The sequence below is a fragment of the Terriglobales bacterium genome, from assembly GCA_035624475.1.
In the GTDB taxonomy this organism is placed as follows: domain Bacteria; phylum Acidobacteriota; class Terriglobia; order Terriglobales; family Acidobacteriaceae; genus DASPRL01.
Genome location: DASPRL010000099.1, coordinates 1 through 25,555, shown reverse-complemented (window position 1 = coordinate 25,555; position 25,555 = coordinate 1). Strand labels below are relative to the sequence as shown.

General features: G+C 68.1%; 26 protein-coding genes. 10 read left to right on the top strand and 16 right to left on the bottom strand.

Annotated features, from left to right (window positions below; genetic code table 11):
* Positions 1-9 precede the first annotated feature (9 nt).
* The 3 genes from VEG08_04420 to VEG08_04410 are packed head-to-tail and all read left to right on the top strand — an operon-like array spanning position 10 to position 3,923.
* On the top strand, positions 10-891 hold the full coding sequence (locus tag VEG08_04420; GenBank protein ID HXZ27229.1) for a CHAD domain-containing protein: 882 nt from the start codon (positions 10-12) through the stop codon (positions 889-891).
* A 54-nt stretch (positions 892-945) separates the two neighbouring features.
* Positions 946-2,349, top strand: a complete 1,404-nt coding sequence (locus VEG08_04415) for a hypothetical protein (protein HXZ27228.1) — start codon at positions 946-948, stop codon at positions 2,347-2,349.
* A gap of 59 nt (positions 2,350-2,408) precedes the next feature.
* The gene (locus VEG08_04410) at positions 2,409-3,923 is read left to right on the top strand and encodes a Ppx/GppA phosphatase family protein (GenBank protein HXZ27227.1); all 1,515 of its coding nucleotides are present in this window, start codon (positions 2,409-2,411) and stop codon (positions 3,921-3,923) included.
* A 99-nt stretch (positions 3,924-4,022) separates the two neighbouring features.
* On the opposite strand, the gene VEG08_04405 is transcribed toward VEG08_04410, so the two are convergent.
* The 6 genes from VEG08_04405 to msrP all read right to left on the bottom strand — a co-directional run bounded on the left by VEG08_04405 (position 4,023) and on the right by msrP (position 9,928).
* Complete coding sequence (locus VEG08_04405; protein HXZ27226.1) at positions 4,023-4,538, bottom strand: histidine phosphatase family protein; 516 nt, start codon at positions 4,536-4,538, stop codon at positions 4,023-4,025.
* 6 nt (positions 4,539-4,544) lie between these two features.
* Complete coding sequence (gene ppk1 / locus VEG08_04400) at positions 4,545-6,710, bottom strand: polyphosphate kinase 1 (protein HXZ27225.1); 2,166 nt, start codon at positions 6,708-6,710, stop codon at positions 4,545-4,547.
* A 121-nt stretch (positions 6,711-6,831) separates the two neighbouring features.
* The gene (locus VEG08_04395) at positions 6,832-7,902 is read right to left on the bottom strand and encodes a DUF2252 family protein (protein ID HXZ27224.1); all 1,071 of its coding nucleotides are present in this window, start codon (positions 7,900-7,902) and stop codon (positions 6,832-6,834) included.
* Positions 7,899-8,174, bottom strand: coding sequence for a hypothetical protein (locus tag VEG08_04390; GenBank protein HXZ27223.1), 276 nt, complete (start codon positions 8,172-8,174; stop codon positions 7,899-7,901). Before VEG08_04390 ends, VEG08_04395 begins: the two co-directional genes overlap by 4 nt.
* A gap of 159 nt (positions 8,175-8,333) precedes the next feature.
* Entirely contained in the window at positions 8,334-8,966 is a 633-nt protein-coding gene (locus VEG08_04385) for a protein-methionine-sulfoxide reductase heme-binding subunit MsrQ (GenBank protein ID HXZ27222.1), read from the bottom strand.
* Entirely contained in the window at positions 8,966-9,928 is a 963-nt protein-coding gene (gene msrP / locus VEG08_04380) for a protein-methionine-sulfoxide reductase catalytic subunit MsrP (protein ID HXZ27221.1), read from the bottom strand. The genes VEG08_04385 and msrP overlap by 1 nt, the downstream gene beginning before the upstream one ends.
* Positions 9,929-10,049: 121 nt before the next feature.
* On the opposite strand from msrP, the gene VEG08_04375 reads away from it, so the two are divergent.
* Positions 10,050-10,853 carry an energy transducer TonB gene (locus VEG08_04375; protein ID HXZ27220.1) on the top strand — a complete coding sequence of 268 codons (804 nt, stop codon included), beginning with the start codon at positions 10,050-10,052 and terminating at the stop codon, positions 10,851-10,853.
* Between the two features lie 204 nt (positions 10,854-11,057).
* On the opposite strand, the gene typA is transcribed toward VEG08_04375, so the two are convergent.
* Positions 11,058-12,887 carry a translational GTPase TypA gene (gene typA / locus VEG08_04370; protein ID HXZ27219.1) on the bottom strand — a complete coding sequence of 610 codons (1,830 nt, stop codon included), beginning with the start codon at positions 12,885-12,887 and terminating at the stop codon, positions 11,058-11,060.
* Between the two features lie 96 nt (positions 12,888-12,983).
* Positions 12,984-13,184, bottom strand: coding sequence for a cold-shock protein (locus VEG08_04365; GenBank protein ID HXZ27218.1), 201 nt, complete (start codon positions 13,182-13,184; stop codon positions 12,984-12,986).
* A gap of 449 nt (positions 13,185-13,633) precedes the next feature.
* Here VEG08_04365 and VEG08_04360 point away from each other — a divergent pair, with 449 nt between their 5' ends.
* Both VEG08_04360 and VEG08_04355 read left to right on the top strand, forming a co-directional pair.
* Positions 13,634-13,864, top strand: coding sequence for a hypothetical protein (locus tag VEG08_04360; protein ID HXZ27217.1), 231 nt, complete (start codon positions 13,634-13,636; stop codon positions 13,862-13,864).
* A 131-nt stretch (positions 13,865-13,995) separates the two neighbouring features.
* Positions 13,996-14,643: a hypothetical protein gene (locus VEG08_04355; GenBank protein HXZ27216.1), complete on the top strand. Its 648-nt coding sequence runs from the start codon at positions 13,996-13,998 to the stop codon at positions 14,641-14,643.
* A 116-nt stretch (positions 14,644-14,759) separates the two neighbouring features.
* Here VEG08_04355 and VEG08_04350 read toward each other — a convergent pair whose 3' ends face one another.
* The 6 genes from VEG08_04350 to VEG08_04325 form a co-directional block, all read right to left on the bottom strand.
* A complete protein-coding gene (locus VEG08_04350) occupies positions 14,760-15,815 on the bottom strand; it encodes an alpha/beta fold hydrolase (GenBank protein ID HXZ27215.1) in 1,056 nt (351 codons plus the stop codon).
* 159 nt (positions 15,816-15,974) lie between these two features.
* Entirely contained in the window at positions 15,975-17,552 is a 1,578-nt protein-coding gene (locus tag VEG08_04345; protein ID HXZ27214.1) for an FMN-binding glutamate synthase family protein, read from the bottom strand.
* A gap of 13 nt (positions 17,553-17,565) precedes the next feature.
* On the bottom strand, positions 17,566-18,303 hold the full coding sequence (locus VEG08_04340) for a 2Fe-2S iron-sulfur cluster-binding protein (protein ID HXZ27213.1): 738 nt from the start codon (positions 18,301-18,303) through the stop codon (positions 17,566-17,568).
* On the bottom strand, positions 18,291-20,165 hold the full coding sequence (gene nuoF / locus VEG08_04335; protein HXZ27212.1) for an NADH-quinone oxidoreductase subunit NuoF: 1,875 nt from the start codon (positions 20,163-20,165) through the stop codon (positions 18,291-18,293). The genes VEG08_04340 and nuoF overlap by 13 nt, the downstream gene beginning before the upstream one ends.
* Positions 20,143-20,688 carry an NAD(P)H-dependent oxidoreductase subunit E gene (locus VEG08_04330; GenBank protein ID HXZ27211.1) on the bottom strand — a complete coding sequence of 182 codons (546 nt, stop codon included), beginning with the start codon at positions 20,686-20,688 and terminating at the stop codon, positions 20,143-20,145. The genes nuoF and VEG08_04330 overlap by 23 nt, the downstream gene beginning before the upstream one ends.
* 21 nt (positions 20,689-20,709) lie before the next feature.
* Positions 20,710-20,970, bottom strand: coding sequence for a hypothetical protein (locus VEG08_04325; protein ID HXZ27210.1), 261 nt, complete (start codon positions 20,968-20,970; stop codon positions 20,710-20,712).
* 336 nt (positions 20,971-21,306) lie between these two features.
* Here VEG08_04325 and VEG08_04320 point away from each other — a divergent pair, with 336 nt between their 5' ends.
* Complete coding sequence (locus VEG08_04320; protein HXZ27209.1) at positions 21,307-21,699, top strand: CBS domain-containing protein; 393 nt, start codon at positions 21,307-21,309, stop codon at positions 21,697-21,699.
* Here the strand turns inward: VEG08_04320 and lhgO are convergent.
* Positions 21,696-22,907, bottom strand: a complete 1,212-nt coding sequence (lhgO, locus tag VEG08_04315) for an L-2-hydroxyglutarate oxidase (GenBank protein HXZ27208.1) — start codon at positions 22,905-22,907, stop codon at positions 21,696-21,698. The two genes, VEG08_04320 and lhgO, sit on opposite strands and share 4 nt — an antisense overlap.
* 13 nt (positions 22,908-22,920) lie before the next feature.
* The gene (locus tag VEG08_04310) at positions 22,921-23,562 is read right to left on the bottom strand and encodes a class I SAM-dependent methyltransferase (protein ID HXZ27207.1); all 642 of its coding nucleotides are present in this window, start codon (positions 23,560-23,562) and stop codon (positions 22,921-22,923) included.
* Between the two features lie 206 nt (positions 23,563-23,768).
* Here VEG08_04310 and VEG08_04305 point away from each other — a divergent pair, with 206 nt between their 5' ends.
* From VEG08_04305 to VEG08_04295, 3 genes are all read left to right on the top strand, one after another.
* A complete protein-coding gene (locus tag VEG08_04305; protein ID HXZ27206.1) occupies positions 23,769-24,182 on the top strand; it encodes a hypothetical protein in 414 nt (137 codons plus the stop codon).
* A 125-nt stretch (positions 24,183-24,307) separates the two neighbouring features.
* On the top strand, positions 24,308-25,054 hold the full coding sequence (locus VEG08_04300) for a tetratricopeptide repeat protein (GenBank protein HXZ27205.1): 747 nt from the start codon (positions 24,308-24,310) through the stop codon (positions 25,052-25,054).
* A 177-nt stretch (positions 25,055-25,231) separates the two neighbouring features.
* Positions 25,232-25,555: NAD(P)H-binding protein (locus VEG08_04295; GenBank protein HXZ27204.1), on the top strand; the 324-nt coding region annotated here is incomplete at its 3' end.

The window sequence follows — 25,555 nt, the reverse complement described above, 5'->3', positions numbered from 1 at the left end:
GGACCCTGGATGCCCATCGACCCTGAGCGCGCCCCGTTCCTGCTGCAGCGGCTCGATCGCCTGCTCGCGCGGCTGCCCTCCGCGCCCGCCCCGGAGCGCGTCCACCGCTTCCGCACCACCGTGCGCCGGCTGGAGACCCTGCTGGACGCGCTGGTGGCCGAGCCCGGCCGCAATCAGCGCAAGCTCATGAAGCAGCTGGGCAGGCTGCGGCGGCGCGCCGGGCGCGTGCGCGACCTGGACGTGCAGATGGCCGCCCTGAAGACATTGAAGATGGGCGACAGCCGCCGCAAACGCCAGCTCATGGACGAACTGGCCCAGGACCGCTTCCGCCGCGAGAAGAAGCTGGTGGATGCACTGGACAAGACTACGCGCCGCCAGCTCCGCCGCCGCCTCCAGCGTCTGCAAGCCGATCTGGCAGGGGCGGGAGCATCGCCGGCGACCGCCCCCGCCGGTGCGGAAGCGGATCCCGCGGCTATCGCCCTGCGCGAGTTCGCCCGCCTGGCCCGCGAGTGCGGCCCCTTGAACGAGCAGAAGCTGCACGACTTCCGCATGCGCTGCAAGCGCGCCCGCTACACCGCGGAGATGGGCGGAGAGACGCCCCGCGTCCAGGAAGTGGTCGCACTCCTCAGGCAGATCCAGGATTCGGTCGGCGCCTGGCACGACTGGCTGGTGCTCAGCGCGCGCGCCGAGAAGCTCTTCGGCGACCACAGCGAGGTGCCCCTGCTGGCCGCCCTGCGCAACGTCACCCGCGCCAAGTTCACCGAAGCGGTGCGCACCGCCGGCGATGCCAAGCGCCGCCTGCTCGAAATGCAGCGCAGCCTGGAGAGCGGCGCCAAGCAGGTCGCGCGCGTCCCCGCCCGGGCTCCCCAGCGCGCCGGCGCCATCGCGTAGCCCAGCGGGGCGCAGGCCTGCGGGCCTGCATCTAAGGCTAAGAGCTGAGACCCCATGCGCCGTCTCCTCCTACTGCTCCTGGTGCTGTGCGGAACTGCTTCGGCCGCTTATCCGCAGACGCCGGCCCCCGGCGTGGTGCATCCCTCCGTCGCGGTACTTGCCGACTCCTCCAACAGCTACGCCCTCTACCTGCCCTCGGCCTACTCACCGGCCCGGCGCTGGCCGCTGCTGCTGGTCTTCGATCCCTTCGCCCGCGGGGAGGTCGCGGTCAAGCTCTTCCAGGAGGCGGCCGAGCAGCATGGCTTCCTGGTGGTGGGCAGCAACGACGTGCGCAACTTCCAAGACCCGGCGGCGGCCGTGCAACTGCTCTGGAAGGATGTGAATGAGCGCTACGCCATCGATCCCCGCCGCTTCTACGTCGCCGGGCTTTCCGGCGGCGCGCGCGTGGCCTCCTCCATCGCGCTGACCTGCAAGACCTGTGTCGCTGGAGTGATCGCCAACGGGGCGGGCCTGCTCCCGGGCGCCGCCGTCCCCGGCCCGGAGGTGGCCGACTGGTTCCTGGTGGCCGGCACCACCGATTTCAACTATCCCGAGCTGCTCCGGCTGGACGAGGCGCTGGTGGCACGGCACGCCGCCGTCCGCTTCGTGGTCTATGACGGCCCGCACAACTGGATGCCCAAGGAGGTGGCTGGGCGCGCCCTGGCCTGGCTGCGGTTGCGCGCCATGGCCCGAGGGGCGGCTCCGGTAGACAAGGAGTTCCTCAACCAGCAGTTCGAAGAGCGGCTGGCCGAGGCGCAGGCGACGCAGAAGCGCGGCGAGCTGGTGGCCGCCCTCCGCACCGAGCGCGAGATCGTCGCGGACTTCCGCGGCTTCCGCGACGTGAAGGAGGTGGAGGCTGCCGCCCAGTCGCTGGCCGCCTCCGAGGAGTTCCGCAAGGCGCAGAAGAACGAACAGGCGCTACTCGATCTGCAGGACGAAGTCGCCAACCGCCTGGTCAGCCTGGTCGGCGGCATCGCGCAGGGAGCGGACGAGCCCGCCACCCTGCTGGCCCAGCTCCGCGCGGCGGTCGGTGACGCCGAGCGCGAAAAGAAGAAAGGCTCCGACCCCGCCCGCGCGCAGGCCATCGAGCGAGCCCTGGCCTCGGCCTTTTCCTATGCCGCCGAGGGCGGCCAGCAAGCCATGCTCAAGAAGGACTATCTCCCCGCCCGAGACCTGTTCCGCGCCAGCGAGGTCATCCTGCCCGACAGTGCCTGGGCCTGCTATCTGCTGGCCACCGCGAACGCCCAACTGGGCGAGAAGAAGCCGGCCATCCAGGAGTTGCAGAAGGCCGTGGACCGCGGCCTCACCAACGCCAAGCTCCTCGACGACCCCGCCTTCGACCGCCTCCGCAACGAAGCAGGCTTCAAGGCGCTGGTCGCGAAGCTCTCCCAGCTGCCCGCCTCCAAGCCCAGGAGCTAGGAGCTACTCCACCTGAAACGTGAAACCTGAAACCTGAAACGTTTACAATCCTTCCGTCCATGCCCACTTTCGCCGCGGTCGACATCGGCGCCAACTCCGTGCGGCTGAAGATCGCGCGCCTGCTTCGCCGCCGCCTGCACAGGCTGCACGAGGACCGCCAGGTCACCCGCCTGGGCGCCTCCGTCTTCCGCACCGGCCTGCTCTCGCCCGACGCCATGGCGCAGACGGTGGAAGCCCTGGAGCGCTTCCGCAAGGCCACCCTGGCGCGCGGCGCCGACCAGGTCCGCGTGGTCGCCACCAGCGCCCTGCGCGACGCCCGCAATGCCCAGGCCTTCCTCGACTGGGTGCGCGCCGCCACCGGCTGGACGGTCGAGGTCATCACCGGGCTGGAAGAGGGCCGCCTCATCCATCTCGGCCTGCTCACCCTGGGCCGGGTGCGCGCCCGCCGCGTGCTCATGGTGGACCTGGGCGGCGGTTCCTGCGAACTCACTCTTTCCGAAAAGGGTCACATCCGCCACATGTTCAGCCTGCCCCTGGGCGCGGTGCGGCTGACGGGCGAGTTCCTGGGCCACGACCCTCCCAAGAAAAAGGAGCTGGAGCGCCTGCGCGAGTACGTGGGGGAGGAGGTGGGCCGGGTGGTGCGGCGCATCGCCGCCGGCCGCCCGCAGCGGGTGGTGGCGACCTCAGGGACAGCGGCGGCGCTGGCGGCGCGCGCCCGCCGCCTGGGCCGCACCGCCTCCGGCACCGTCTCCCGCGCGGTCACGCAGAAGCTGGCCCGGCAACTGGCCAAGCTCCCGCTGGAGGAGCGGGCGGCGCTGGCCGGCATCGGCCCGCGCCGCGCCGAGATCATCATCGCCGGCGCCGAAGTCTTTGCCGGGCTCATGGAGCGCTGCAACCTGCGCGCCTTCCGCTACTCCCCGCTGGGCCTGCGCGACGGCGTGCTGGCCCAGATGGCCGCCGACTGCGACCGCTCCACCCGCCTGGGCCGCCAGGTGGAGTCCGAGCGCTGGGACGCGCTGCTGGCCGTCGCCCGCCGCTATGACGCCGACCTCAAGTACTCGCTCCACGTCCGCCGCCTGGCCGCGCGGCTGTTTGCCGCCCTCCGGCCCGTCCACGACCTCCCGCCCGACTACCAGGAGTGGCTGCTGGCCGCGGCCATGCTGCAGGAAGTGGGCAGCTATTTGAACCGCACCGGCCGCCATCGCCACGCCTACTACCTCATCGCCAACTCCGAGATCTTCGGCTATACCCCGCGGCAGCGCCGCGTCATCGCCACCATCGCGCGCTACGTGGGCAACTCCCGGCCCGCTGCCGCCGACAAGATCATGAAGAAGCTGGCGCCCGAGGACCGCCGCTTCGTGCCCCGCGCGGTGGTGTTGCTGCGCCTGGCCCGGGCGCTGAACCAGGGGCGCCGCGCCACCGTCACCGGCCTGCGCGCTCGCCTGGAGGGCGGACGCGTCCTGCTGAAGCTCAAGACCCGCCGCGGCGCCGAGCTGGAGCTGTGGGCGCTGGCCAAGGAGCGGAATTACTTCCGCGAGGTGTTTGGGCGTGATTTGGCGGCGGGGCTGGCGTGAACGGGGAGTTAGGAGTCTGGAGTCAGGGGTTCGCGCTGCGCGCGGAAGAAGCTAGAGGCAGAAGGCGAAAGGCAAGAACTCGGTACTCGCTACTCGGTCCTATCGTTTCTTCCCCGCCGCGCTGGCCAGGATGGTGCGCACCGACTTGGGGGTGAGCAGCCACTCCAGGGTGCCGCTCTTGCCGCGCATCTCCACCCGCGCCACCGCCCCCTTCTTCAGGTCCACCGCCGAGTCCGACTGCCCCTCGCTGATCAGCAGGCTCAGGAACTCGCTCAGGTTGGGATTGTGGCCCACCACCATGATGGCTTCGCACTTGGCGTACTTGGCGAGCAGGGCGCGGAAGTCCTCGAAGCCGGCCCCGGGGCGCAGCGCCGCTTCCAGTTGCATCTTGCCGTCGTAGCCGATCTCGTTGCCCACCAGCGACGCCGTCTGCGTCGCCCGCTTGAGCGGGCTGGAGAGCAGCGCCTCCACCGTGATGTCCAGCGCCGCCAGGGCGCTGCCGATGTAGCGGCACTGCTCGATGCCGTCGGGGTCGAGGGCGCGCTTCGCGTCCTTTTCGGGGTTCCCTTTCTTGGGCTGGCCGGCGCTGGCGTGGCGGAGGAAGTAGATGGTCATGATGGCTTACCGCGTCTCCCTGATTCTACTGGAGCGGGCGCGCCGGGGGGCGTGTCCGGGCATCTGGTCCAGCACCTGCCGGCCCTCCGCCAGCCCGATGAGAAACTCCTGGGCATGGAAGGGGGAGGCCGCCCGCGCCTTGCTGCGGCGCGCGCTGCCGTTCACCAGCAGCCCCGCCGGCAGGTAGCTGCCGTCGGGACGCAGCAGGCGCGCCTTCACGTTGTCGGCGAGGTAGGCTTCCAGGATCTCCTGGCGCACGCGCTGCTTCAGCAGTTCATCGCGCAGCGGGAAGGTGACCTCCACGCGCTCGTAGAGGTTGCGCGGCATCCAGTCGGCGCTGCCCACGTAGATCTCCTCCTCGCCGCCGTTGGCGAACCAGAAGATGCGGCTGTGCTCCAGGAAGCGCCCCACCAGGGAGCGCACGCGGATGCGCTCGCTCACGCCCCGCATTCCCGGGCGCAGGCAGCACATGCCGCGCACGATCAGGTCGATCTCCACTCCCGCCTGTGAGGCCCGGTAGAGCGCCTGGATGAGGTTCTTGTCGGTGAGCGAGTTCATCTTGGCCACGATGCGCGCCGGACGCCCGCGCTTGGCGTGCTCGGCCTCGCGCGCGATCAGTTCCAGCGACCGTTCCGCCAGGTCCAGCGGCGAGACCAGCAGGGGATCGTAGTGCGGCTGCTCCGAGTAGGCGGTGAGGAAGTTGAAGACGCCGTGCACCGCCCCGGTCATCTCCGAGTCGGCGGTCAGCAGGCTCAGGTCGGTGTAGAAGCGCGCGGTGACGGGGTTGTAGTTGCCGGTGCCCAGGTGGGCGTAGCGGCGCACTTCGCCGTCGGGATCGCGGCGCACCAGCAGCGCCAGCTTGCAATGCGTCTTCAGCCCCACCAGCCCGTGGAAGACCTGCACCCCGGCGTCCTCCAGGCTGCGCGCCCAGCGGATGTTGGAGGCCTCGTCGAAGCGCGCTTTCACCTCCACCACCACCGTGACTTCCTTGTGCGCCGCCGCTTCGATCAGGGCCCGCATGATGGGCGAGTCCTCGCTGGTGCGGTAGAGCGTCTGCTTGATGGAGAGCACGCGCTCGTCCTCGGCCGCCGCCTGCAGGAACGAGACCACCGCGTCGTAGCTGTCGAAGGGATGGTGCAGCAGCACGTCGTGCCGCCGCAACTCCTCGAACAGGTCCTTGGACTTGGCGGTCAGGTGCAGCTCCCGCGGCACGAAGGCGCGGTACTTCAGCTCGGGGCGCTCGGTCTGCTCGTAGATGTTGAACAGGCGGGAGAGGTTCACGGCGCCCTCGGTGGGATACACCTGCCAGGGCTCCAGGCTGAAGTTGGTGCGCAGCCGCTCGATGATCTCCGCCGAGGCCTCGGCCTCGATCTCCAGCCGCACCGCGTCCCCCTTGCGCCGGTTGTGCAGTTCCGTGCGCACCGACTCCAGCAGGTTGCGCGACTCTTCCTCTTCCAGGTAGAGGTTGGAGTTGCGAGTGACGCGGAAGGCCGCCGCCGAGACGATCTCGTAACCCTGGTACATGCGCTGGGCGTGCGCCGTCACCAGGTCGGCGAGGAAGACGTAGTCGGTGGTGCCGTGGCTGGAGGGCAGGCGCACCACCCGCGGCAGCGCCCGCGGCACGGTCACCACTCCCATGTAGGCGGCCGCCGAGCGCCGCCGCCGCCTCAGCAGCAGCGCCAGGCACAGGGCCTTGTTGATCACCCGCGGGAAAGGATGCGCCGGGTCCACGGTGACCGGGGTGAGCAGGGGATCCAGCTCCTTGTCGCAGTACTCCTGCACGAAGGCGCGGTTGGCGGCGTCCAGTTCGTCCAGCCCCAGCACCCGAATGCCCTGCTCGGCCAGCGCCGGACGCAGCCGCTGGTTCCAGCAGCGGTACTGCGCTGCCACGAAGTCGTGGGTCTCGCGCGCCAGCAGGTCGCGCTCCTCCGTGGGGGTCAACCCGTCCGTTCCCGGCTCGGTGTAGGCGTCTTCGATCTGCTGCAGCAGGCCGGCGATGCGCACCTCGAAGAATTCGTCGAGGTTGCTGGCGGTGATGGCCAGGAACTTCACCCGCTCCAGCAGGGGATTGCGCTCGTCCTCGGCCTCCTCCAGCACCCGCCGGTTGAAGGCCATCCACGACAGTTCACGGTTCAGGTAGCAGGCCGGGTTTTCCAGCGAGATGCGGGCCATAGAGGTGCTGCAGTATTGGGGAAGCGGTATCGTGGTCGGGAACCGGCTAGCGGGTCGCCTGACGCTCCCCCAAGGATACTACGACGACCACCCCTCGCGGGAGCGGGCGGAACTCCCTCCGCTAACCCTTCCACTCCTTCCAATCGTCCCGCAGGGCGTCGGCCATGCGAGCCGCCGCCTTGCCCAGCCAGTTGCCGGGACGCTCGTCTAAATCCTTCTTTATCTTGCGGATAGCATTCTCGCTGCCGAGGTGCGCGTTGGCCGTCTCGAAGCCCATGGAGTGCAGCAGGTGGAGGTCATGGCGTTCCTTGGGCAGCGTGGCCAGCTCGATGCGGGAGCAGTCCGGGGCCAGCCGCCGCACCACCCAGTGCCCGCGCAGGTGCACGAAGGGGTCGGGGCAGCGCACCGCCCGGCTGAGCATGGAGTTGTAGAGGATCTCCTGTGAGCGTGGCTGGTCGCTGGCCCAGACCCAGGCGGAGGGCACCAGCGCCTTGGCCTCGCGCGCCACCCGCCCGCCCCTCCACTCGGCCAGGGCGACGAAGCGCTGGTGGCCCAGGCTGCCCATGCCCGCCACCCGCGTGCGCAGGTTGTACTGCAAGCTGCGCTCCGGCAGCAGCGCTTCCAGGGCCTCGCGCGCGCTCTCCGGGACCTCGCGGGCGCGGGGCAGAGCTTCCATCTTCTTCCAGTAGCGGACAGGCTCGCGCAATTCGCTCACCGCCACCTCGCGCAGCCAGGGATGCCGGCCGTCGAGCACGAAGGCGCGACCGCCTGCCTCCAGGCCTTCGCGGTAGCCTTCCAGGATGGCCTCGGCCGCGTCCTTGGCGATCAGGTCCAGGTGAGCGGCTTCGGCGGCCAGTTGGGCGCTGGCCGCCAGCCGCACCAGGTCGTTGGCGTAGGACATCCAGTAGACCTCGTCCAGGTCGTTCATGCCCCACACCAGCCGGCCCTCCACGTCGCGCCAGGTGCCGAAGTTCTCCACGTGCAGGTCGCCGACGCCCAGCACCTCCGGGGCCGCGGCCAGCTCCGGACAGACCCTGGGCCAGAGCTGCGCCCAGCGGTAGAAGGTGCCGCGGAAGAAGAGGAACGGCGATTCCGCCATGCGCTCGTGCTTGCTCTTCAGGTCGGCCGGCACCAGCGTAGTGCGCTTGCCCACCCAGGCCTCGTAGCGCTTGGTCGCCTTGTGGATGTTCATCCCGAGGGCCCCGAGGGCCGCACCTTCAGCACTTCCTTCCAGGTGGCGCCGCCCACATCCACGCCGTATTGGGACGCGACGAAGCCGGTGGCAAAGCGCTTGGCGGCCTCCAGCGTGGGCTCTTCGTGGTCGGTGAGCGTGGCTTTCTTCTTCGCGGAATCGAAGACCGTGACTTGCCAGCGCTGCGCCAGGTTGCAGGTGAGAGAGAGGACCAGGTCCGGCCCCGTGGTCATGGCCAGCACGCAGTCGCCGGTTCTGTACTCTCGCGCCATCGCCTTCTCCGGGGAAGAGATTCTGGCCTGTGCCGCGATACTTGGCAAGAGGTAGCTAGTAGCTGGTTGCCAGGAGCTAAGGGGAGTAGGGCCAACGACCAACGACTCTTGCCGACGACCGAAGGCCAACGACCAACGACTGACGACCAACGACCGTTTCTAATCCGCCGCTTCCGGCTGCAGCGCCGGGGCCGCTACCCGCCGCCGCTGCCACGCCCACAGCGCCACGCGCGCACCCAGCAGCACCCCCAGCACCACCAGGTACCGCACCGGCACGGTGACGTCCTTCTTCACCAGCCAATAAAAATGGATGGTCCCCGCCGTCGCGCTCAGGTAGATCAGCCGGTGCAGCCACTGCCAGTTCTTCCCGCCCAGCTTGCGGATGGCCCACGCCGTCGAGGTCAGCGCCAGCGGCAGCATGAGCACCCACGCCGTGAAGCCGGCGGTGATGAAGGGCCGCTTGTACACGTCCTTCAGCATGCTGTGCACGTCGAAGAACTGGTCCAGCCACACGTAAGTGGTCAGGTGCAGGCACCCGTAGAAGAAGGCGAAGAGCCCCACCAGCCGCCGGAAGCGGATCAGCCACGCCTGCCCCGTCAGCCGCCGCAAGGGCGTGATGGCGAGCGTGATCATCAGGAAGGTCAGCGTCCACAGCCCGGTGGAGAGGGTGATCACGGAGATGGGATTGGCCCCCAGCCGGTCGGTCAGTCCCTTCCAGACGAGGAACCCCAGCGGCGTGAGGCACGCCAGCCACACTCCCACCTTCAGCCCGACGATCCGCCGGTTCGTCATCAGAAGTTCTTCTGCAGGTCCATGCCGCTATAGAGCGAGGCCACCTGGTCGTAGCCGTTGAACATCAGGGTCTTGCGCTTGAAGAACTCCCCGATGCGCCGCTCCGTGGCCTGGCTCCAGCGCGGGTGGTCCTTGTTGGGATTCACGTTGGAGTAGAAGCCGTACTCCTGGGGAATGGCGACGTTCCAGGAGCAGGGCGGTTGCTTCCCCACCAGCTTGATCTTGACGATGGCCTTGATGCTCTTGAAGCCGTACTTCCAGGGCACCACCAGGCGCAGCGGCGCTCCGTCCACGTTGGGCAGGGTGTCGCCGTAGAGACCGAAGGCCAGCAGCGCCAGCGGGTGCATGGCTTCGTCCAGCCGCAGCCCGTCCGCGTACGGCCACGCCAGCACGTCGGAGCGCTGCCCCGGCATCTCGTTGGGCCGGTACACGGTCTCGAAGGCCACGTACTGGGCCTTGCCCAGCGGCTCCACCTGCTTGAGGAAGGCGCCCAGCGGGAAGCCCACCCAGGGGATCACCATCGACCATCCCTCCACGCAGCGGTGGCGGTAGACGCGCTCCTCCGGCGGCGCCATCTTCAGGATGGTGTCCAGGTCGTAAGTCTGCGGCTTCTTCACCAGGCCCTCCACCTTCACCGTCCAGGGACGCGGGTGGAAGGCCGCCGCCAGCCCCGCCGGCTCGTACTTGTCGGTGGAGAACTCGTAGTAATTGTTGTAGTTGGTGATGTCCTTGAAGGGGGTGGGCTTCTCGTCGGTGGAAAAGGCGCTTTTCTGGATGCCATCGATCCTGGCGGCCGCGGCCGCCGCGCCCTGGTCCGGCTGCAGCATCTCGGCGAGCTTCACTCCGCCCACGGCCAGCGCTCCCACCGCCGCCGCCCCGGCCAGGAACTTCCGCCGGTTCAGGTAGATGCTCTGGGGCGTGATCTCCGATGCCAGGATGTCTGCCGCTTTCTTGATCAGCATGCTCGCTTTCCTCGCTTGGAAGAACGTGGCCCGCGTCCCTGGATTGGATGCTTCTGGGACGCCCCGCGCGCCCCTAAGTTACACGAAAGCCCCCTGCCTCCCGCCCGCTAGAATAGGGGGCATGCGCCGGCTGCTGGCCCTCGTCCTGCTGCTTCTGCCCCTGCCCGCCCGGGGCCAGGACGCGGCTTTGGAAGCACAGCTTCGGCAGACGTTCGCCGACCAGATGGTGACCCTGCGCACCTTCTACTCGGGCGAGCGGCTGCGCTTCGATTCCTTGGGCCTGCCCCTGGAAGCGGGCCCCGTGGGCCCCTGGACCACCGACGCCCAGATCCGCGTGCAGGAAGTCTCCCTCACCCGCGACGCCATCGTGCTGCGCGGCCGCCGCCAGCACTTCCTCTTCGGCTCGTCAGGGCATCTGCGCCACCACAACGCCGGGCCGGTCACGGTGGAGGTGCAGTGGCCGGAGCCGCCGCGCACCCGCGCCGACGCCCTGCGCCTGCTGGCCCGCGTCTTCCTGCGCGCCGACGAGAGGCTCGCCGACTTCACCCCCTCCTACTGGAGGTTCGTGCTCACCAACCAGTGGCAGTCGGTGGAGTTCGCGCTGGCCGACTTCCTCCCTGGCGAGACCCTGTACACCCCCGGCCGCGGCGACGTCTCCTGGCCGCGGGTGATCGGCCGCGGCGACTCCCTCGACGCTCCCATCGCCGTCTGCAGCCAGATCGAGGGCGAGGTGGGGCTGGCAGGCGTAATCGGTCCCGACGGCTCCCTGCGCGCCCTGCTGATCACCGACCCCTTCGGACTGGGCCTGGACGACCGCGCCGCCGACATCATCTCCAAGTGGCGCTTCGAGCCCGCCAGGAAGGGCCGGGAGCCGGTCTCAGCCCAGGTCCAGTTCTGGATCTATTTCCGCCGTGACTCCTGCTAGGGAAGACCCACCACGGAGACACAGAGACACGGAGGCACGGAGACAAATCTCCTTGGTACAGCGATCGAGCACGCTCGACCGACCCAGCCCGGAGGGCGGCATTTGGGTTAGCCCGGGGCGTCAGCCCCGGGGTCGCGTGCCGGAATAGTCTCCAGCGCCGACAGGCCGCGAGCGCAGCGAGCGGGCAAGGGAGGCGCCCCGCGCCTATTCCTTCTCCACCCCCGCCGGCACCTGGTTCTTGCGCGGCCGGCGGTTGGACGGCAGCACCTTCTTGCGCAGGCGCAGCGACTTGGGGGTGACCTCCACGAACTCGTCCTCGGCGATGAACTCGATGGCCTGCTCCAGGTTCAGCGCCCGGAAGGGAACCAGGCGGATGGCCTCGTCGGCGGTGGAGGCCCGCATGTTGGTCAACTTCTTCTCCCGCACCGCGTTCACGTCCAAGTCGTTGTCGCGGGCGTTCTCCCCGATGATCATGCCCTCGTACACTTCCACCCCTGGCCCGGTGAACAATTCGCCGCGCTCCTGCAGCCCCCACAGCGCGTAGGCGGTGGTGGTGCCGGGGCGGTCGGCCACCAGCGCGCCGGTGGGCCGGTGCGGGATCTCTCCTTGCCACTCGATGTAGCCGTCGAAGAGCGCGTTCATGACCATGGTGCCGCGCGTGTCGGTGAGCAACTCCGAGCGCAGCCCGATCAGCCCGCGGCTGGGGATGCGGAACTCCAGCCGCACCCGCCCGTAGCCGTGGTTGTGCATCTTCAGCATCTCGCCCTTGCGCCCGCCCAGCTTCTCGATCACCACTCCCACGAAGTTCTCCGGGATGTCGATGGTCAGCCGCTCCACCGGCTCCTGCAGCTTGCCGTTCACGCGCTTGGTGACGATCTCGGGCTTGCCCACCATCAATTCGAAGCCTTCGCGCCGCATCATCTCGATGAGGATGGCGAGCTGCAGTTCGCCCCGCCCCATCACCTTCCAGGAATCCTTGTTGCCGGTCTCCTTCACCCGGATGGAGACGTTGGTGAGCAGTTCCTTCTCCAGGCGCTCGTGCAGGTTGCGCGAGGTGACGTAGCTGCCCTCGCGCCCGGCGAAGGGCGAGGTGTTCACCGTGAACAGCATGGCCAGGGTGGGCTCGTCGATGGAGATGGGCGCGAGCGGCGCCGGCTCTTCCGCTCCGGTGATGGTCTCGCCGATGGTGATGCCCTCTACCCCCGCCACCGCCACGATGTCGCCCAGCGTGGTCTCGTCGATGTCCTCGCGCTTGAGCCCGCGGAAGCTGAAGAGCTTGGTGATCTTCACCTTCTCCAACCGCCCGTCGAGCTTGGCGATGCCCACCTCCTCGCCGGTGCGCAGGGTGCCGTGGAAGACGCGCGCGATGGCCAGCCGTCCCAGGTAGTCGCTGTAGTCGAGGTTGGCGACCAGCACCTGCAGCGGGCCCGCTGCGTCACCCGCGGGCGGCGGGATGGTCTTCAGAATGGCTTCGAAGAGCGGGCGCAGATCGGTACCCGGCCGGGCCGGGTCGGCGCTCGCCGTCCCCGTCTTGGCGTTGGTGTAGAGCACGGGGAAGTCGAGCTGGTCTTCCTTCGCATCCAGGTCGATGAACAGGTCGTAGACCTCGTTCAGCACCTCCTGCGGGCGGGCGTCGCCGCGGTCGATCTTGTTGATCACCAGGATGGGCGGCAGCCCCGCCTCCAGCGCCTTACTGAGCACGTAGCGGGTCTGCGGCAGCGGGCCTTCGCTGGCGTCCACCAGCAGCATGACCCCGTCCACCATCTTCAGCGCGCGCTCCACCTCGCCCCCGAAGTCGCTGTGCCCGGGGGTGTCCACGATGTTGATCTTCACCCCCTGGTAGAAGACGGCGGTGTTCTTGGCCAGGATGGTGATGCCGCGCTCGCGCTCCAATTCGTTGGAGTCCATGACCCGCTCCACCACCGCTTCGTTGGCGCGGAAGATGCCGCTCTGGCGCAGCATGCCGTCCACCAGCGTGGTCTTGCCGTGGTCCACGTGCGCGATGATGGCGATATTGCGGATCTTGCCGCTCATGGCTCTTCCTGACTCCTGACGACTGACCCCTGACTCCTGCTGCAACAAAAAGGGCGGCTTGCGCCGCCCTCGTTGCTTTTCAGAAGCGGGAGCTTCTTAGAGAGGCTGTACGTTCTCTGCCTGCCAGCCCTTGGGTCCCTTCACGACGTTGAACTGCACGGCCTGGCCTTCCTGCAGGCTGCGGAAGCCCTCCGCCTGGATGGCGGAGAAATGCACGAAGACATCCTCACCGTTCTGACGGGTGATGAAGCCGTAGCCCTTGGCGTCGTTGAACCACTTCACTGTTCCTTGTTCCATTGTGTTGCACACATTCCTTTTTCTTGAGATAGCGCTGAATGAACCGGAGGATACTGCAGAGGCAGGCAACGCTTAACGCGGATACCGCTCACAACCGCTTCCATCGAACGCAAAGACATCATACAGGAGACTTCGGTTTTTGTCCAAACCTCCTCTCAGCGCGCACCCGATTCGGTCACCCCCGGCTCCTAAGGCCCAACGGCAGGAACCCGCTGCCACGACCACCTCTCCCCACAGCATGCAGGGATTTCCTGCTGGGTGAAGATTCTGCTTGCCGCCCCTCTTCCACCCCCTGCCGGATCAGGCACTTACGCGCCTTCGTCGTGGCCGCGAAGTTGCTCGTCCAACAGTCTGGCGCTTCTCCCCGATCACCCCGCCGACGCCGAGCCCGGCGCGCCCCAGAAGAAGTCCCTGACCAGGCTTCTCAACGTTCTCTTGGAGCCCTAGACATGATCCCGAACCAGCTTCACATCGAATCGCCTCAGGGCCATCCCGTCGCCGATTACCGCATCCACCACGGGCTCATCGAAGTGCGCGTGATCGAGGGCGGCGAATGGCGGCGCCTCTCGGCCCGCGAGTTCAGCGCCCACCTGGCACAGAATCCCGCGCTGGCCCAGTGGCTGCGCGCCCGCGCTCAACAGCGCATCGGCCCGCCCCAGGACGAAGCCACGGCGGCCTGAAAGCGGGCGGGCGACGGGCCGGGACTCCTCCCCGATATCTGCGCTAAGTCTTGTATATGCAATCGGTTAGCCTGACATCCCTCCCCCCGCTCCAGCCATCCAACTAAGGAGCCACTCTAGGAGGTACCGAAATGCTGTGGAACAGAATGAAGTACGTCCTTCTGGCCATTCCACTGGCCGTGGCCATGACCTTCTCGGGCAGCACCCTGGTCAACCGGGCGGTGAAGGCCGCCAAACCTGACCTGGTGACCGTCCCGGAAGGGACGGCGCTGATGGTCAAGCTGGATCAGAGCTTGTCCACGCGCTCCAGCTACGCGGGCGAGCCCTTCGACGCGACCGTGCTCTCCCCCGTGGTGGTGGATGACCAGGTGGTCATCCCCAGCGGCACGCCGGTGGCGGGCCGGGTGGTGTACGCCCATCCCTCGGGCCGGCTGCGCGGCCGCGCCAGCCTGGAACTCACCCTGGACAGCTTGCGCCTGGATCAGGAGAGCTATGAGCTGCGCACCAACACCGTGGGCCGGGTCAGCGGCAGCCACAAGGTGCGCAACCTCGGATGGATCGGAGGTGGCGGTGGCGCGGGCACCCTCATCGGGGCGCTGGCCGCCGGCGGCAAGGGCGCATTGATCGGCGGGCCGGTGGGCGCCGGCGCCGGGCTGGGTGTTGCCGCCTTGACCGGCAGAAAGCAGGTCACAGTGGCGGCAGAGTCAGCGGTGACCTTCCGCCTGCGCCAGCCCCTCAGCCTGCCGCCCGCTAGCGGCCGCTCCAGCAACCGCTCCTGAGGCCAGTCGTTGGCGGCCAGCAGTTGAAAGTTAGCAAAAGTTAGCAGGCCCGGCCTGATGCCGGGCCTGCTTCTTCACTTCCTTTTGTCTTTTTCCTTTTGCCTTCCGTCCCCTGCCTACTTCTCTCCCAGAAGTACTCGCAGCACCGGCGCCCACATCTTTGTCTCTCCCGAGGTGCCGTGCCCGTGGGCGCCGTCGGCGACTTTGAGCAGCACGTACTGGCCGTGCGCGACCCGCTTCATGGCCTCCGGCATGACGCCTAACTCGGGCGGGTTGATGAAGTCATCCTCCGCGTTGACCGCCACCAGCCTGGCCCGGATGGCCTCCAGCCGCGGCCAGGGGTTGTAGTCATGCGAAGCCTCCAGCGCGTACAGGATGTCGTTGGCGTCCATGGCGGAGCTGTAGCGCGATCCCACCTGCTGCAGCAGGTGGTCGGCGGCATCGTGGGTCGGGGCGCGCTTCTGCGCATCCGACGGCCCGGCTACCGCGACCGCGAACATCTCGCCCAGCAGCGCCAGGTTGGGCGGCTCCTGATGGTACTCGCCGTTCTGCCACGCCGGGTCGTCGCGGATCATGTCTTCGCACAGCTCCCGCCACATGCGGTTGCGCCCCGCGATTTCGATGGGCTGGCTGACCAGCGGGAAGAGCGCGTCCATGAACTCCGGGTGCTCCTCCCCCCACAGCCAGGTGTGCATCCCGCCCATGGAGATGCCGCCCACCAGCCGCAGGTGATGGATGCCCAGGTGCTCGGTGACCAGCCGGTACTCCGCCTCCACCATGTCGTCGTAGTCGTAGTGGGGGAAGCGCATGTGCAGGCCGTCGCTGGGCTTCGAGGACCTGCCGTGCCCAATGTCGTCGGGCAGGATGATGAAGAACCTGGTGGCGTCCAGCGGCCCGCCCGGCGCGAAGATGACGGTGGTGAAGTTCTCCCCCAGGTAGTTGCGTCCCGAGCCGCTGGTGCCGTGCAGTAAGAGGACCGCGTTGGTCACGTTGCCGGCCGCGTCCTTCTGCGGCGTGCCCAGGGTGTAGTAGTGGATTCTCAGCTCAGGCAGCGTCTCCCCGCTCTTGAAGTGAAAGTCTCGGATGACGAAGTCACCCTGCTCGGGCTTGACCTGCGCCGCCGCGCACGCTGCCAGCAGCAGCAGGAGGATGGGGAAGAATGTCTTGCGCATAGTGCCTTCCTTTCGCGGGCGACAGTTGTATCACAGCAAGGAGTCAGGGGTCAGCGGTCAGGAGTTAGGAGTTAGGAGTTTGGAGTTGGCGCGCGGAGAGGCCAAACAGACAGGCCCGGCTCGCGCCGGGCCTGCCTGGCCGTGTTTCCGTTTCCTGACTTACTGGCCCAAAAGCGCTTCTGCCTCCTCGCGGTCGACGTCGCTGACCATGGGGATGCCGCTGATCTGGCTGGCCTCCTGCGTAAGCGCGGCGATGTCGTCGCGCCCGATGTAGCGGATGGCGAACTTGCGCGCTCCCGCCATCAGTTGCCGCAGTCCCTGCGCCAGGCGCTGGTGGTAGGTGTAGAAGCCGACGGCGCCCACCGGCAGCTTGTCGAAGCGGTCGCCGAAGCGCTGCCGCAGCTCGGGCGCGGTGACGAAGATCTCGTCCACGCTCATCCCGAAGCGCTGGATGTAGATGGGCAGGTCCTGTGACTCGATCGACTTGCCGATGGTCTTGGCCACCATGGTGGCGGCCAGGGGCGAGCGCGCCATGGCGATCATCTTCACGAAGGGCGCGCCCAGCGCGAAGCCCTTGAACATCTGGTCCTCGAAGGTAAAGCCTCCGGCCAGGGCCACGTCGGGCACGAACTTGCCCTTCGCCTTGAGCTTCTCCAGGTATCCGCGCAGCAGCGAGTGCAGTTCGATGCCGGGGATGCCCCACTCGTTCATCATGCGCCACGGCGACATGCCGGTGCCGCCGCCGGCCGCGTCCACCGTCAGCAGGTCGAGTTCGGCCAGGGAGGCGAACTTCACCGCCCGCGCCAGGTCCACCGGCCGGTAGGCGCCGGTCTTCAGCGTGATGTACTTGGCGCCCAGCTTGCGCAGCTCCTCCACCCGCTTGAGGAAGGAGTCCTGGGTGACCATGCCCACGCGCGAGTGCCGCTCGAACTCATGGAAGCTGCCCTTCTTGAAGGCCTCGATCACCACCGCGTTGGAGGGGTTGGGCAGCACCACGTAGCCGCGCTTCTGCAGCTCCTGCGCCTTCTTCAGGTCGCGGATCTTGACCTCGCCGCCGATGTCCTTGGCGCCCTGTCCCCACTTCAGCTCCAGGGCTTTCACGCCCAGCTTCTGCAGGGCGTACTCCTGCACCCCCAGCATGGTGTCCTCGACGTTGGCCTGCACGAAGATCTCGCCGTAGTCCTGCTGCCACTCGCGGTAGCAGGCCACGCGCCACTCCAGGTCCACGCTGGAGATCACGCGGCCGTTCTCCAGCCGCGACTCCATGTCCATGCCGCAGACGTTCTCCCCGATCCACATGGGCACGCCGGTGATGGCGGCCCCCGCCGCCAGCCCTGCCCAGTTGTTCTTGGCCACGTTGGTGGAGCCCATGGCCGCCACCCCGAAGGGCAGCCGGCAGCGGATCCCCGGGTCGCGCCCGATGGTGACCTCCAGGTCCACGTTGGGGAACAGCGCGCGGTTGGAGTCCGCCTCCATCCCCCACGCTCCCGTCGCCCGCCCCAGGATGGTGAAGTGCGAGAGGTCCACCGGGTAGTCCTTCTGCGAGGCGGTGGTGATGATCCCGAAAGGCTGCGGGTAGATCATCTCCGGGCCGCGATAGGCGCTCTTGCCGATCTCGCACATCCCGATGCAGCCGTCCACGCAGGTGGCGCACATCCCGCTGAAGGGGCTGATGGAGTCTTCCGTCCGGTTCTTGGTCAGCGTGGCCGCTGAAGCATTCAGTCGCGTATAGGTCATAACCTCTCCCTGTTCATTTATAGGTATTCGTGGGCCGGGTGACCGGGCTCAGCGTCACCTTCACGTCGGGACGCAGGGGCCCGGGCAACTCGCAGGCGTGGCAGGGCTCCAGGAAGCACATGGCGTCCTCGTAGCTCTGGAAGCACACCGGCGCAAAATTCAGGCATCCGTTGCACAGCGTGGACTCGGCTTGCGGGCCGGCGCAGCGCAATTCGCAGGTGGGGCAGATGTACAGGCACGCCCCGCACTGCCGGCAGGTGGCGTCGGTCATGTCGAAGGGGCGGGAGACGTGCCGCGTCAGCCCGCGCCCGGCGAAGCCAATGGCCCCCGCCATCATCTGCTGCTCGCACATGCGCACGCACAGCCCGCACTGGATGCAAGTCTCGTGCTTGGCCTCATAGCGGCACTGGTGCACCCCCAGCTCCGAGGCCAGGTCCTGGATGCGTTTGGACTGCGGGCAGGTGGCCACGTACAGCTCCAGCAGCAGGCGCCGCGTCTTCTGCACCCGCGCCGAGTGGGTCCGCACCTGCATGCCCTCTTCCGCGGGCAGGGTGCAGGCGGTGAGCAGCTTGGCTGCCCCGTTCTGCCCGTTGTGCACCTCCACCACGCACAGGCGGCAGGCTCCCGCCGGCAGCAGCCCGTCCTCGTGGCAGAGGGTAGGGATGGGGATGCCCAGGAAACGCGCCGCCTCCAGCACGCTGGTGCCGCGCTCCACTTCGACCTTGATGCCGTTGATGGTTAGGTTCGGCACGCCATTGCTCCTGTGGATACCAGCACTGCCTTGGGTTGGCACACCTCCAGGCAGGCGCCGCAGCGCGTGCACTTGGCCCGGTCGATGGTGTGCACCTTCTTCTTTTCGCCCAGGATGGCGTCGCCGGCGCACACCTTCACGCAGGCCCCGCAGCCATCGCACAGCGTGGGCTCGATCTCGTAGTAGATGAGTTCCTTGCAGACCTTGGCGGGACACACGTGGTCGCGGATGTGCGCCAGGTACTCGTCCCGGAAGTAGCGCAGGGTGGTCAGCACCGGGTTGGCGGCGGTCTGCCCCAGCCCGCACAGCGAGGCCTGCTGCATCAGCCAGCCCAGGTCCTCCAGCACCGGCAGGTCCTCCTCCAGGCCCTGGCCGCGGCAGATGCGGGTGAGGATCTGCCGCATGCGCTGCGTCCCTTCCCGGCAGGGGAAGCACTGCCCGCAGGACTCGTCTTCCAGGAACTCCATGAAGTAACGGGCCACGTCCACCATGCAGGTGGACTCATCCATCACCACCATGCCGCCGGAGCCCATCATGGAGCCGGCCTCGCGCAGCCGCTCGTAATCGATGGGCAGATCGATCAGGGTGGCCGGGATGCAGCCCCCCGACGGACCTCCGATCTGGATGGCCTTGAGCTGCTTCCCTCCGGGGATGCCGCCCCCGATCTCGTAGATCATCTCCCGCAGGGTGATGCCCATGGGGACTTCCACCAGGCCGGTGTTGTTGATCTTGCCCACCAGGGAGAAGACCATGGTGCCTTTGCTCTTCTCCGTGCCGATCGAGGCATACCACTCCGCGCCCCGGTTCAGGATCTGCGGCACGCTGGCCCAGGTCTTGACGTTGTTGATCACCGTGGGCCGGCCCCACAGGCCCTTCTGCGCGGGGTAGGGAGGCCGGGGATGGGGCTCGCCCACCCGCCCTTCGATGGAGGCGATCAGCGCCGTCTCCTCGCCGCACACGAAGGCGCCCGCGCCCTCCACCACGTTGATCTTGAATCTCTTTCCGCTGCCCAGGATATCGTCGCCCAGCAGGCCGCACTCCTCCGCCTGCTGCAGCGCCGCTCGCAGATGCTCCACCGCCAGCGGATACTCGGCGCGCACGTAGACGAAGCCTTCCTCCGCTTCCAGGGCATACGCCCCGATGATCATGCCCTCGATCACACTGTGGGGATTGCCTTCCAGCAGGCTGCGGTCCATGAAAGCCCCGGGGTCGCCCTCGTCGGCGTTGCAGATGACGTAGCGGGGCGCCGGGTTCTGCCGCGCCACGCTCCACTTCACCCCGGTGGGGAAGCCCGCGCCGCCGCGTCCCCGCAGCCCTGAGCGCGTGATCTCCCCGACCACCTCTTCCGCGCTCCGGCCCGAGAGCACGCCGCCCAGCGCCTGGTAGCCGCCCACCTGCAGGTAGTCGCGGATCTCCTTGGGATCGATGCGCCCGTTGTTGCCGAAGAGGATGCGCTGCTGGCGGGCGTAGAAGGGGACTTCGTCTTCCTTGAGCACGCGCCGCCCGCTGGCCGGGTCCACGTACAGCAGCTTCTCCACCGGCTGGCGCCCGTTGCCGACGCTGGCCACGATCTCGCGCACGTGGTGGACGGTCACCTGGTTGTAGAAGGTGCCCTCCGGCCAGATGATCATCAGGGGACCGCGCTCGCAGAAGCCGTGGCAGCCGGTGCTCTTGACGTCGATGGCGCCTTCCAGCCCGCGCTGCGCCAGTTCCGCGCGCAGGCCCGCCAGCACTTCATGGGCGCCGCTGGCGGTGCAGCCGCTGCCCGCGCACACCGTGAGGCAGGGCCGCTGGGGATCGTGTCCTTCGCGGCACTGCGCCCGGAATGTCTCCAGCTCCTTAACCGACCTCAGCGGCAGCATCGCTCTCTCCTTCGGCTTCCGCCTGCATCTTGGGCGCCTCGCCCGCGGGCGGGGCGTACTTCCTCAGCATCCCCTTGACCTTGGCCTGCGACATGTGAGGATGGGTGTTGTTGTCCACGCGCACCACCGGGGCCAGGCCGCAGCAGCCCACGCAGCGCACTCCCAGCACGGTGAACTGGCAGTCGGGGGTGGTACCGGGCTGGCTCAGCTTCAGGTCGGTCAGCACCCGGTCCATCACTCGTGGCGCTCCGCGCACGTGGCAGGCCGTCCCCAGGCACACCTGCAGCAGGTGCTTGCCCCGCGGCTTCAGGCTGAAGCAGCGGTAGAAGGTGGCCACCTGGTAGACCTCGGGCAGGGTCATGCGCAGCTTGCGCGCCACCCGCCGCAGCGCCGGCTCGGGCAGGTAGTAGAAGGTGGTCTGGATCTCCTGCAGCAGGGGAATAAGGCTGGCGCGCCGGTCGGGAAAGTGTTCGAGGGTCTGTTCCAGCTGCTGCTGAGCTTCTGCGGATTCGATCTGGGGCATGGCAGCGCCTTTCGCTCCTGGCTACTCCTTGGGACTCCTGCGCCACAGCACTTCGGCGGAGGGATAGTTGCGCACCTGCCGGGCATGGCCGCCCTTGCCGGTGGTGGCCGCGGCATGGTCTTCGCAGCTCTGCGGGGCGGGCGAACCCAGCCCCGAGCCCACGTTCTCCGCCAGGTAGCGCGAGGCCTCGGCCCGCGGGGCCAGGCCCTTGCCATGGCACAGCGGGCAGACCAGCAGGTCTTCTGCGATCTTGGGGGCGAGCTTCTTCGCCGGTTGGCTCATGCGGGCTCCTCGGGTGGCCGGCCCCGTCACATGCCTCGGAGACATGGAGCAGGGAGGGCCCAACCCTCTGGACTCCTACCTTGCGCCCTCTCTGGGCTGCGGGCAGTGACCCGGGTCACAATCCGCCGTGACGCAAATCCGCCTCCCGCGTGCGTTCGCGGGGGCCGCGCGCCGGGGGGAAGGAGCGGGAAAAATCCGCGCCGAGCGACCTGGAGCGCGGCGACGGGCAAGCCAGGCGACTCTGGCGACCGGCTCCTGGCTGCTGGCGACTCCCCTTGCAACCCCTTCCGATTTGGGAGAAACTGACTCATCCTCCCTGGGCAGAGGAGCAATCCCATGGCTGTGGTCAACGACCTGGTGAAGGAGCAGAAGATCCTCACCGTTCAGCACGATCAGACGGTGCTGGAGGCGGCTCGCCTGATGAACGAGCGCAACGTGGGCGCGGTCGCCGTGCTGCGCGCGGGCGAGTTGGTGGGCATCTTTTCCGAGCGCGACCTGCTGCGGCGGGTGGTGGCGGCGGGGCGCAGCCCCGGCCTGACCCCGGTGGCCGAGGTCATGACCGCCAACCCGCGCACCGTGCCTCCCGCCGAGCCGGTCGAGAACTGCCTCTTCCTGATGAAGGAGTACGGCTTCCGCCACCTGCCCGTCTGCGAGAACGGCCGCGTCAAGGGCCTGGTCTCCCTGCGCGACATCCTGCTCAACTCCCCGCGTCCCGCTACGAAGAGCTAAGAGCGAAGCGCCTCTTCCATCATCTGCGCGATCCTTTTTCCGATGGCCAGCGAGGCGGTAGCCGCCGGCGAGGGCACATTGAGCACGTGGATCGCGCCTTCGCCGCGCACCATGCGGAAGTCGTCCACCAGCGCCCCGCTGGCGTCCACCGCCTGCGCCCGCACTCCCGCGCCCCCGGGCCCCAGGTCCCCGCTCCGCAGCTCCGGCACCAGCTTCTGCAACGCGCGCACGAACCTGCTCTTGAGGAAGGAGCGCGCCATCTCGCCCGCGCCCGAGCGCCAGTAGCGTCCCGCCAGACGCCAGAAGCCGCCGTAGAACAAGGTCGCGGCCGCGTCCCGCGGGCTGAAGCTTAGCTTCCCGTAGCCCTCGCGCTTGAGCGCCAGCACCGCGTTCGGTCCCGCCTCCACTCCGCCCTGCACCCGCGGCGTCAGATGCACCCCCAGGAAGGGGAACTTGGGGTCGGGGACGGGGTAGATGAGCCCGCGCACCAGCGCCTGCGCCGCGGGCCGCAATTCGTAGTACTCCCCGCGGAAGGGCACGATGCGCACTCCCGGATCCGCTCCCGCCATCCGCGCGATGCGGTCGGAGTGCAGCCCGGCGCAATTGACCAAGAAACGGGCGCGCACCTCGCCCGCGCTGGTCTCCACCACGGTCTCGCCGCCGCGCCGCACGATGCCGGTGACCCGGGCCCCGGTGCGCACCTCGCCGCCCGCCGCGCGCAGCAATTCCGCGTACTTCTCGCAGACCGCGGTGTAGTCGGTGATCGCCGTTCCCGGGACCTGCAGCGCGCGCACCCCGGCGGCATGGGGCTCGATCGCCCGCAACTCCTCCGCGCTCAGCATGCGCAGCCCGGCGACGCCGTTGGCCTCGCCCCGCCGCCGCAACTCCTCCAGCGCCGGCACTTCCTCTTGGGACGTGGCCACTACCACCTTGCCGCAGACCCGGTGGGGGATGCCGTGCGCGCGGCAGAACTCCAGCATGGCGGTCGCGCCTTCCACGCAGGTCTCCGCCTTGAGCGAGCCCGGCTTGTAGTAGATGCCGGAGTGGATTACGCCGCTGTTGTGGCCGCTCTGGTGGGCGGCCAGCCGCGCTTCCTTTTCCAGGACGACGAGGCGCAGGCGCGGCCGCCGCTGGAGCAGGGCCAGCGCCGTGGCCAGCCCCACGATCCCGCCGCCCACGATGACCAGGTCGCACCGGCTCTCGCCCACGCTCCCGCTCCCGCTACTTCCGCCCCGCCCGCTTCTGCGCCACCACCAGGCCGCGCGGCGTGGGCAGCAGCACCACCGAGAGCAGCCCTTCCTCCTCCAGCCTGAGCGCCGCCTCCCGCACCTGCTTCAGGTGCGAGGAGGCGTCGTGCATCAGGATCAGCCCGTGGGGGTTGATCTGCGGCAGGAAGCGCCGCACCTCCTGCTCGCGGACGGGCAGGTCGCTGTCGCTGAAGAACAGGTCGATGGTGCCCTCCACCTTCATCTCCAGGCTGGACTGGTTGCGCAATTCGATCCACTCGGCCACCCCCGAGGCGGCGATGGTCTCCTGCGCCTTGGCCAGCACCAGGGGATCGGACTCGCAGCTCACGATCCGCCCCAGGCCGTTCTCGCGCAGCGCCTCCGCCATGCGGATGGTCGAGATGCCGCGGAAGGTCCCGGTCTCCACGATCAGCTCCGGCTTCAGCGTCAGCACCAGCGCGCGCAGGAACTCCAGCACCTCCACCTCCGCGGTCATGGAGTCGAGCATGCTCCAGCGCTCGGGATGGGGACACTCGGGGGTGGCGCGGTGGTACTCGGGCGTCACCCGGCCGGCCGCCTGCGCCGCCTGCCGCAGCACCTTGTGCTCCTGCTTCTCTTTCTTCCGGAACCATCCCATGAGCGCCCGCCGAAAAAGCCCTTCAGTATACGGGACGCCCCTCCTTCTATGCCCTGAGCCAGGAGCCAGCAGCGAGTGCCAAGAACTGAGAGCTAAGAGCTAAGAGCTTCTTTCCATCACATCCACTTGTGACATCAGTCACGGTTTGCGTCCCGCGGCCGCGCTAGGCTTGAGCTGGCAGCGAGTCGCTGCCGGGAGGTGCTGCCGTGAAGGCCCTCTACCACGCGCTGTCGCTGTTCGTCCTGGTCGCCGCCCTGGCGCTCTCCGCCGCCGCCGCCGGCCCCAAGCCGCCGCAGGCCGGCGCCGCCCCCAAGTACGACCCCGCCACCGAGACCACCATCAAGGGCACGGTGCAGGAGATCAAGACCTTTGCCTGCAAGATCGGCGGGCCCGCCGGCTATCACCTGGAGGTCAAGACCGAGAAGGGTGTGGTTGAAGTGCACGTCGCCGCCGGCAAGTTCCTCACCGAATACCAGTTCGGCTTTGCCGTGGGCGACGAGGTCGAGGTCACCGGCTCCGTGGTCCAGATGGACGGCAAGGACACCTTCCTCGCCCGCACCATCAAGAAGGGCCAGGTCACCTATACCTTCCGCGATAAGAAGGGCGAGCCCTTGTGGTAGGAGTTAGGAGTTTGTAGTTAGGAGTTGGCTGCAAGTCTGGGTGCTTTTCCTGACCCCTGACCCCTCCCGCTAACTCCTAACTACTAGCTCCCAACTCCTTTCTCCTGCTATAGTCCCCGCTTCCCATGACCCACCTGCTCTACTCCTTCGGCCCGTTGGGCCTGCTGTTGCAGGCCCTGGCCATCATCCACTTCATCCGCCGCCGCCCCGACACCTACTGGCTCTTCATCATCATCTTTCTGGGACCGGTGGGCGCGGCGGTCTACCTGGTGGTCGAGGCGCTGCCCGACCTGGGGCTGCTGCGCGCCACTTTCAAGGTCTTTCCCCGGCGCAAGCGCATCCGCCAGCTCGAGGCCATGATCCTCGACAATCCCTCGCCCGCCAACTGCGAGGAGCTGGCCGAACTCTATTTCGAGGACGGCAAGTTCGCCCTCGCCCGCCAGTACTTCGACCGTTCCATCTCCACCCGCACCGACTCGCTCGATCCCTTCTACCGCCGCGCTCTTTGCGAACTCGAGCTGGGCGACTTCGCCGCCGCCCTCCCCGACCTGGAGCGGGTGGTGGCCAAGGACCCCACCTACGACTACCACCGCGCCCGCGGCCTGCTGGCCCACGCCTACGGCAAGACCGGCCGGGCGGAGAAAGCTGCCGCTCTCTTCGCTGAGGTGCTGCGCATCTCCACCCTCTCCGAGACGCAGTACAACTACGCCTGCTTCCTGGCCGCGCAGCAGCACCCCGCCGAGGCCCGCGACTGGGCGCAGCGCATCCTGGCCAAGAAGCCCACCATGCCCTCCTACCTGCGCCGCCGCGAGCGCCCCTGGTTCCGCAAAGCCGCGGCGTTGCTGAAGCAACTGCCCGCAGCCGCCACCTAAGGAGTTTGTAATTAGGAGTTAGGAGTTAGCGCTTGTCATCCCGAGTCGCGCCGCGACGAGGGATCTGCTTTTCCAATGACCCGATGACCCGATCGCGTTGAAACCTTGAAACCTTGAAACCTTGAAACCTTGAAACCTTGAAACCTTCCCCGCCATCCAACTCCGCGGAGGTCCCCCATGTACGTCCTCACCGGCGCCACCGGCAACACCGGCAAAATCACCGCCGAAGCCCTGCTCCAGGAAAAACAGAAAGTCCGGGTGCTGGGCCGCAGCGCCGAGCGCCTGAAAGGACTCGCCGCCCGCGGTGCAGAGCCTTTCGCCTGCGACGTCACCGACTCCACCGCTCTGGCCCGCGCCTTCGCCGGCGCCCGTGCGGTTTACGTCATGGTCCCGCCCGACCTCACCGCTCCCGACGTGCTCGCCCACTACCGCCGGGTGACCGACTCGCTGGCCGCCGCCCTGGAGCAAGCCCAAGTGACGCACGCCGTCTGCCTCTCCAGC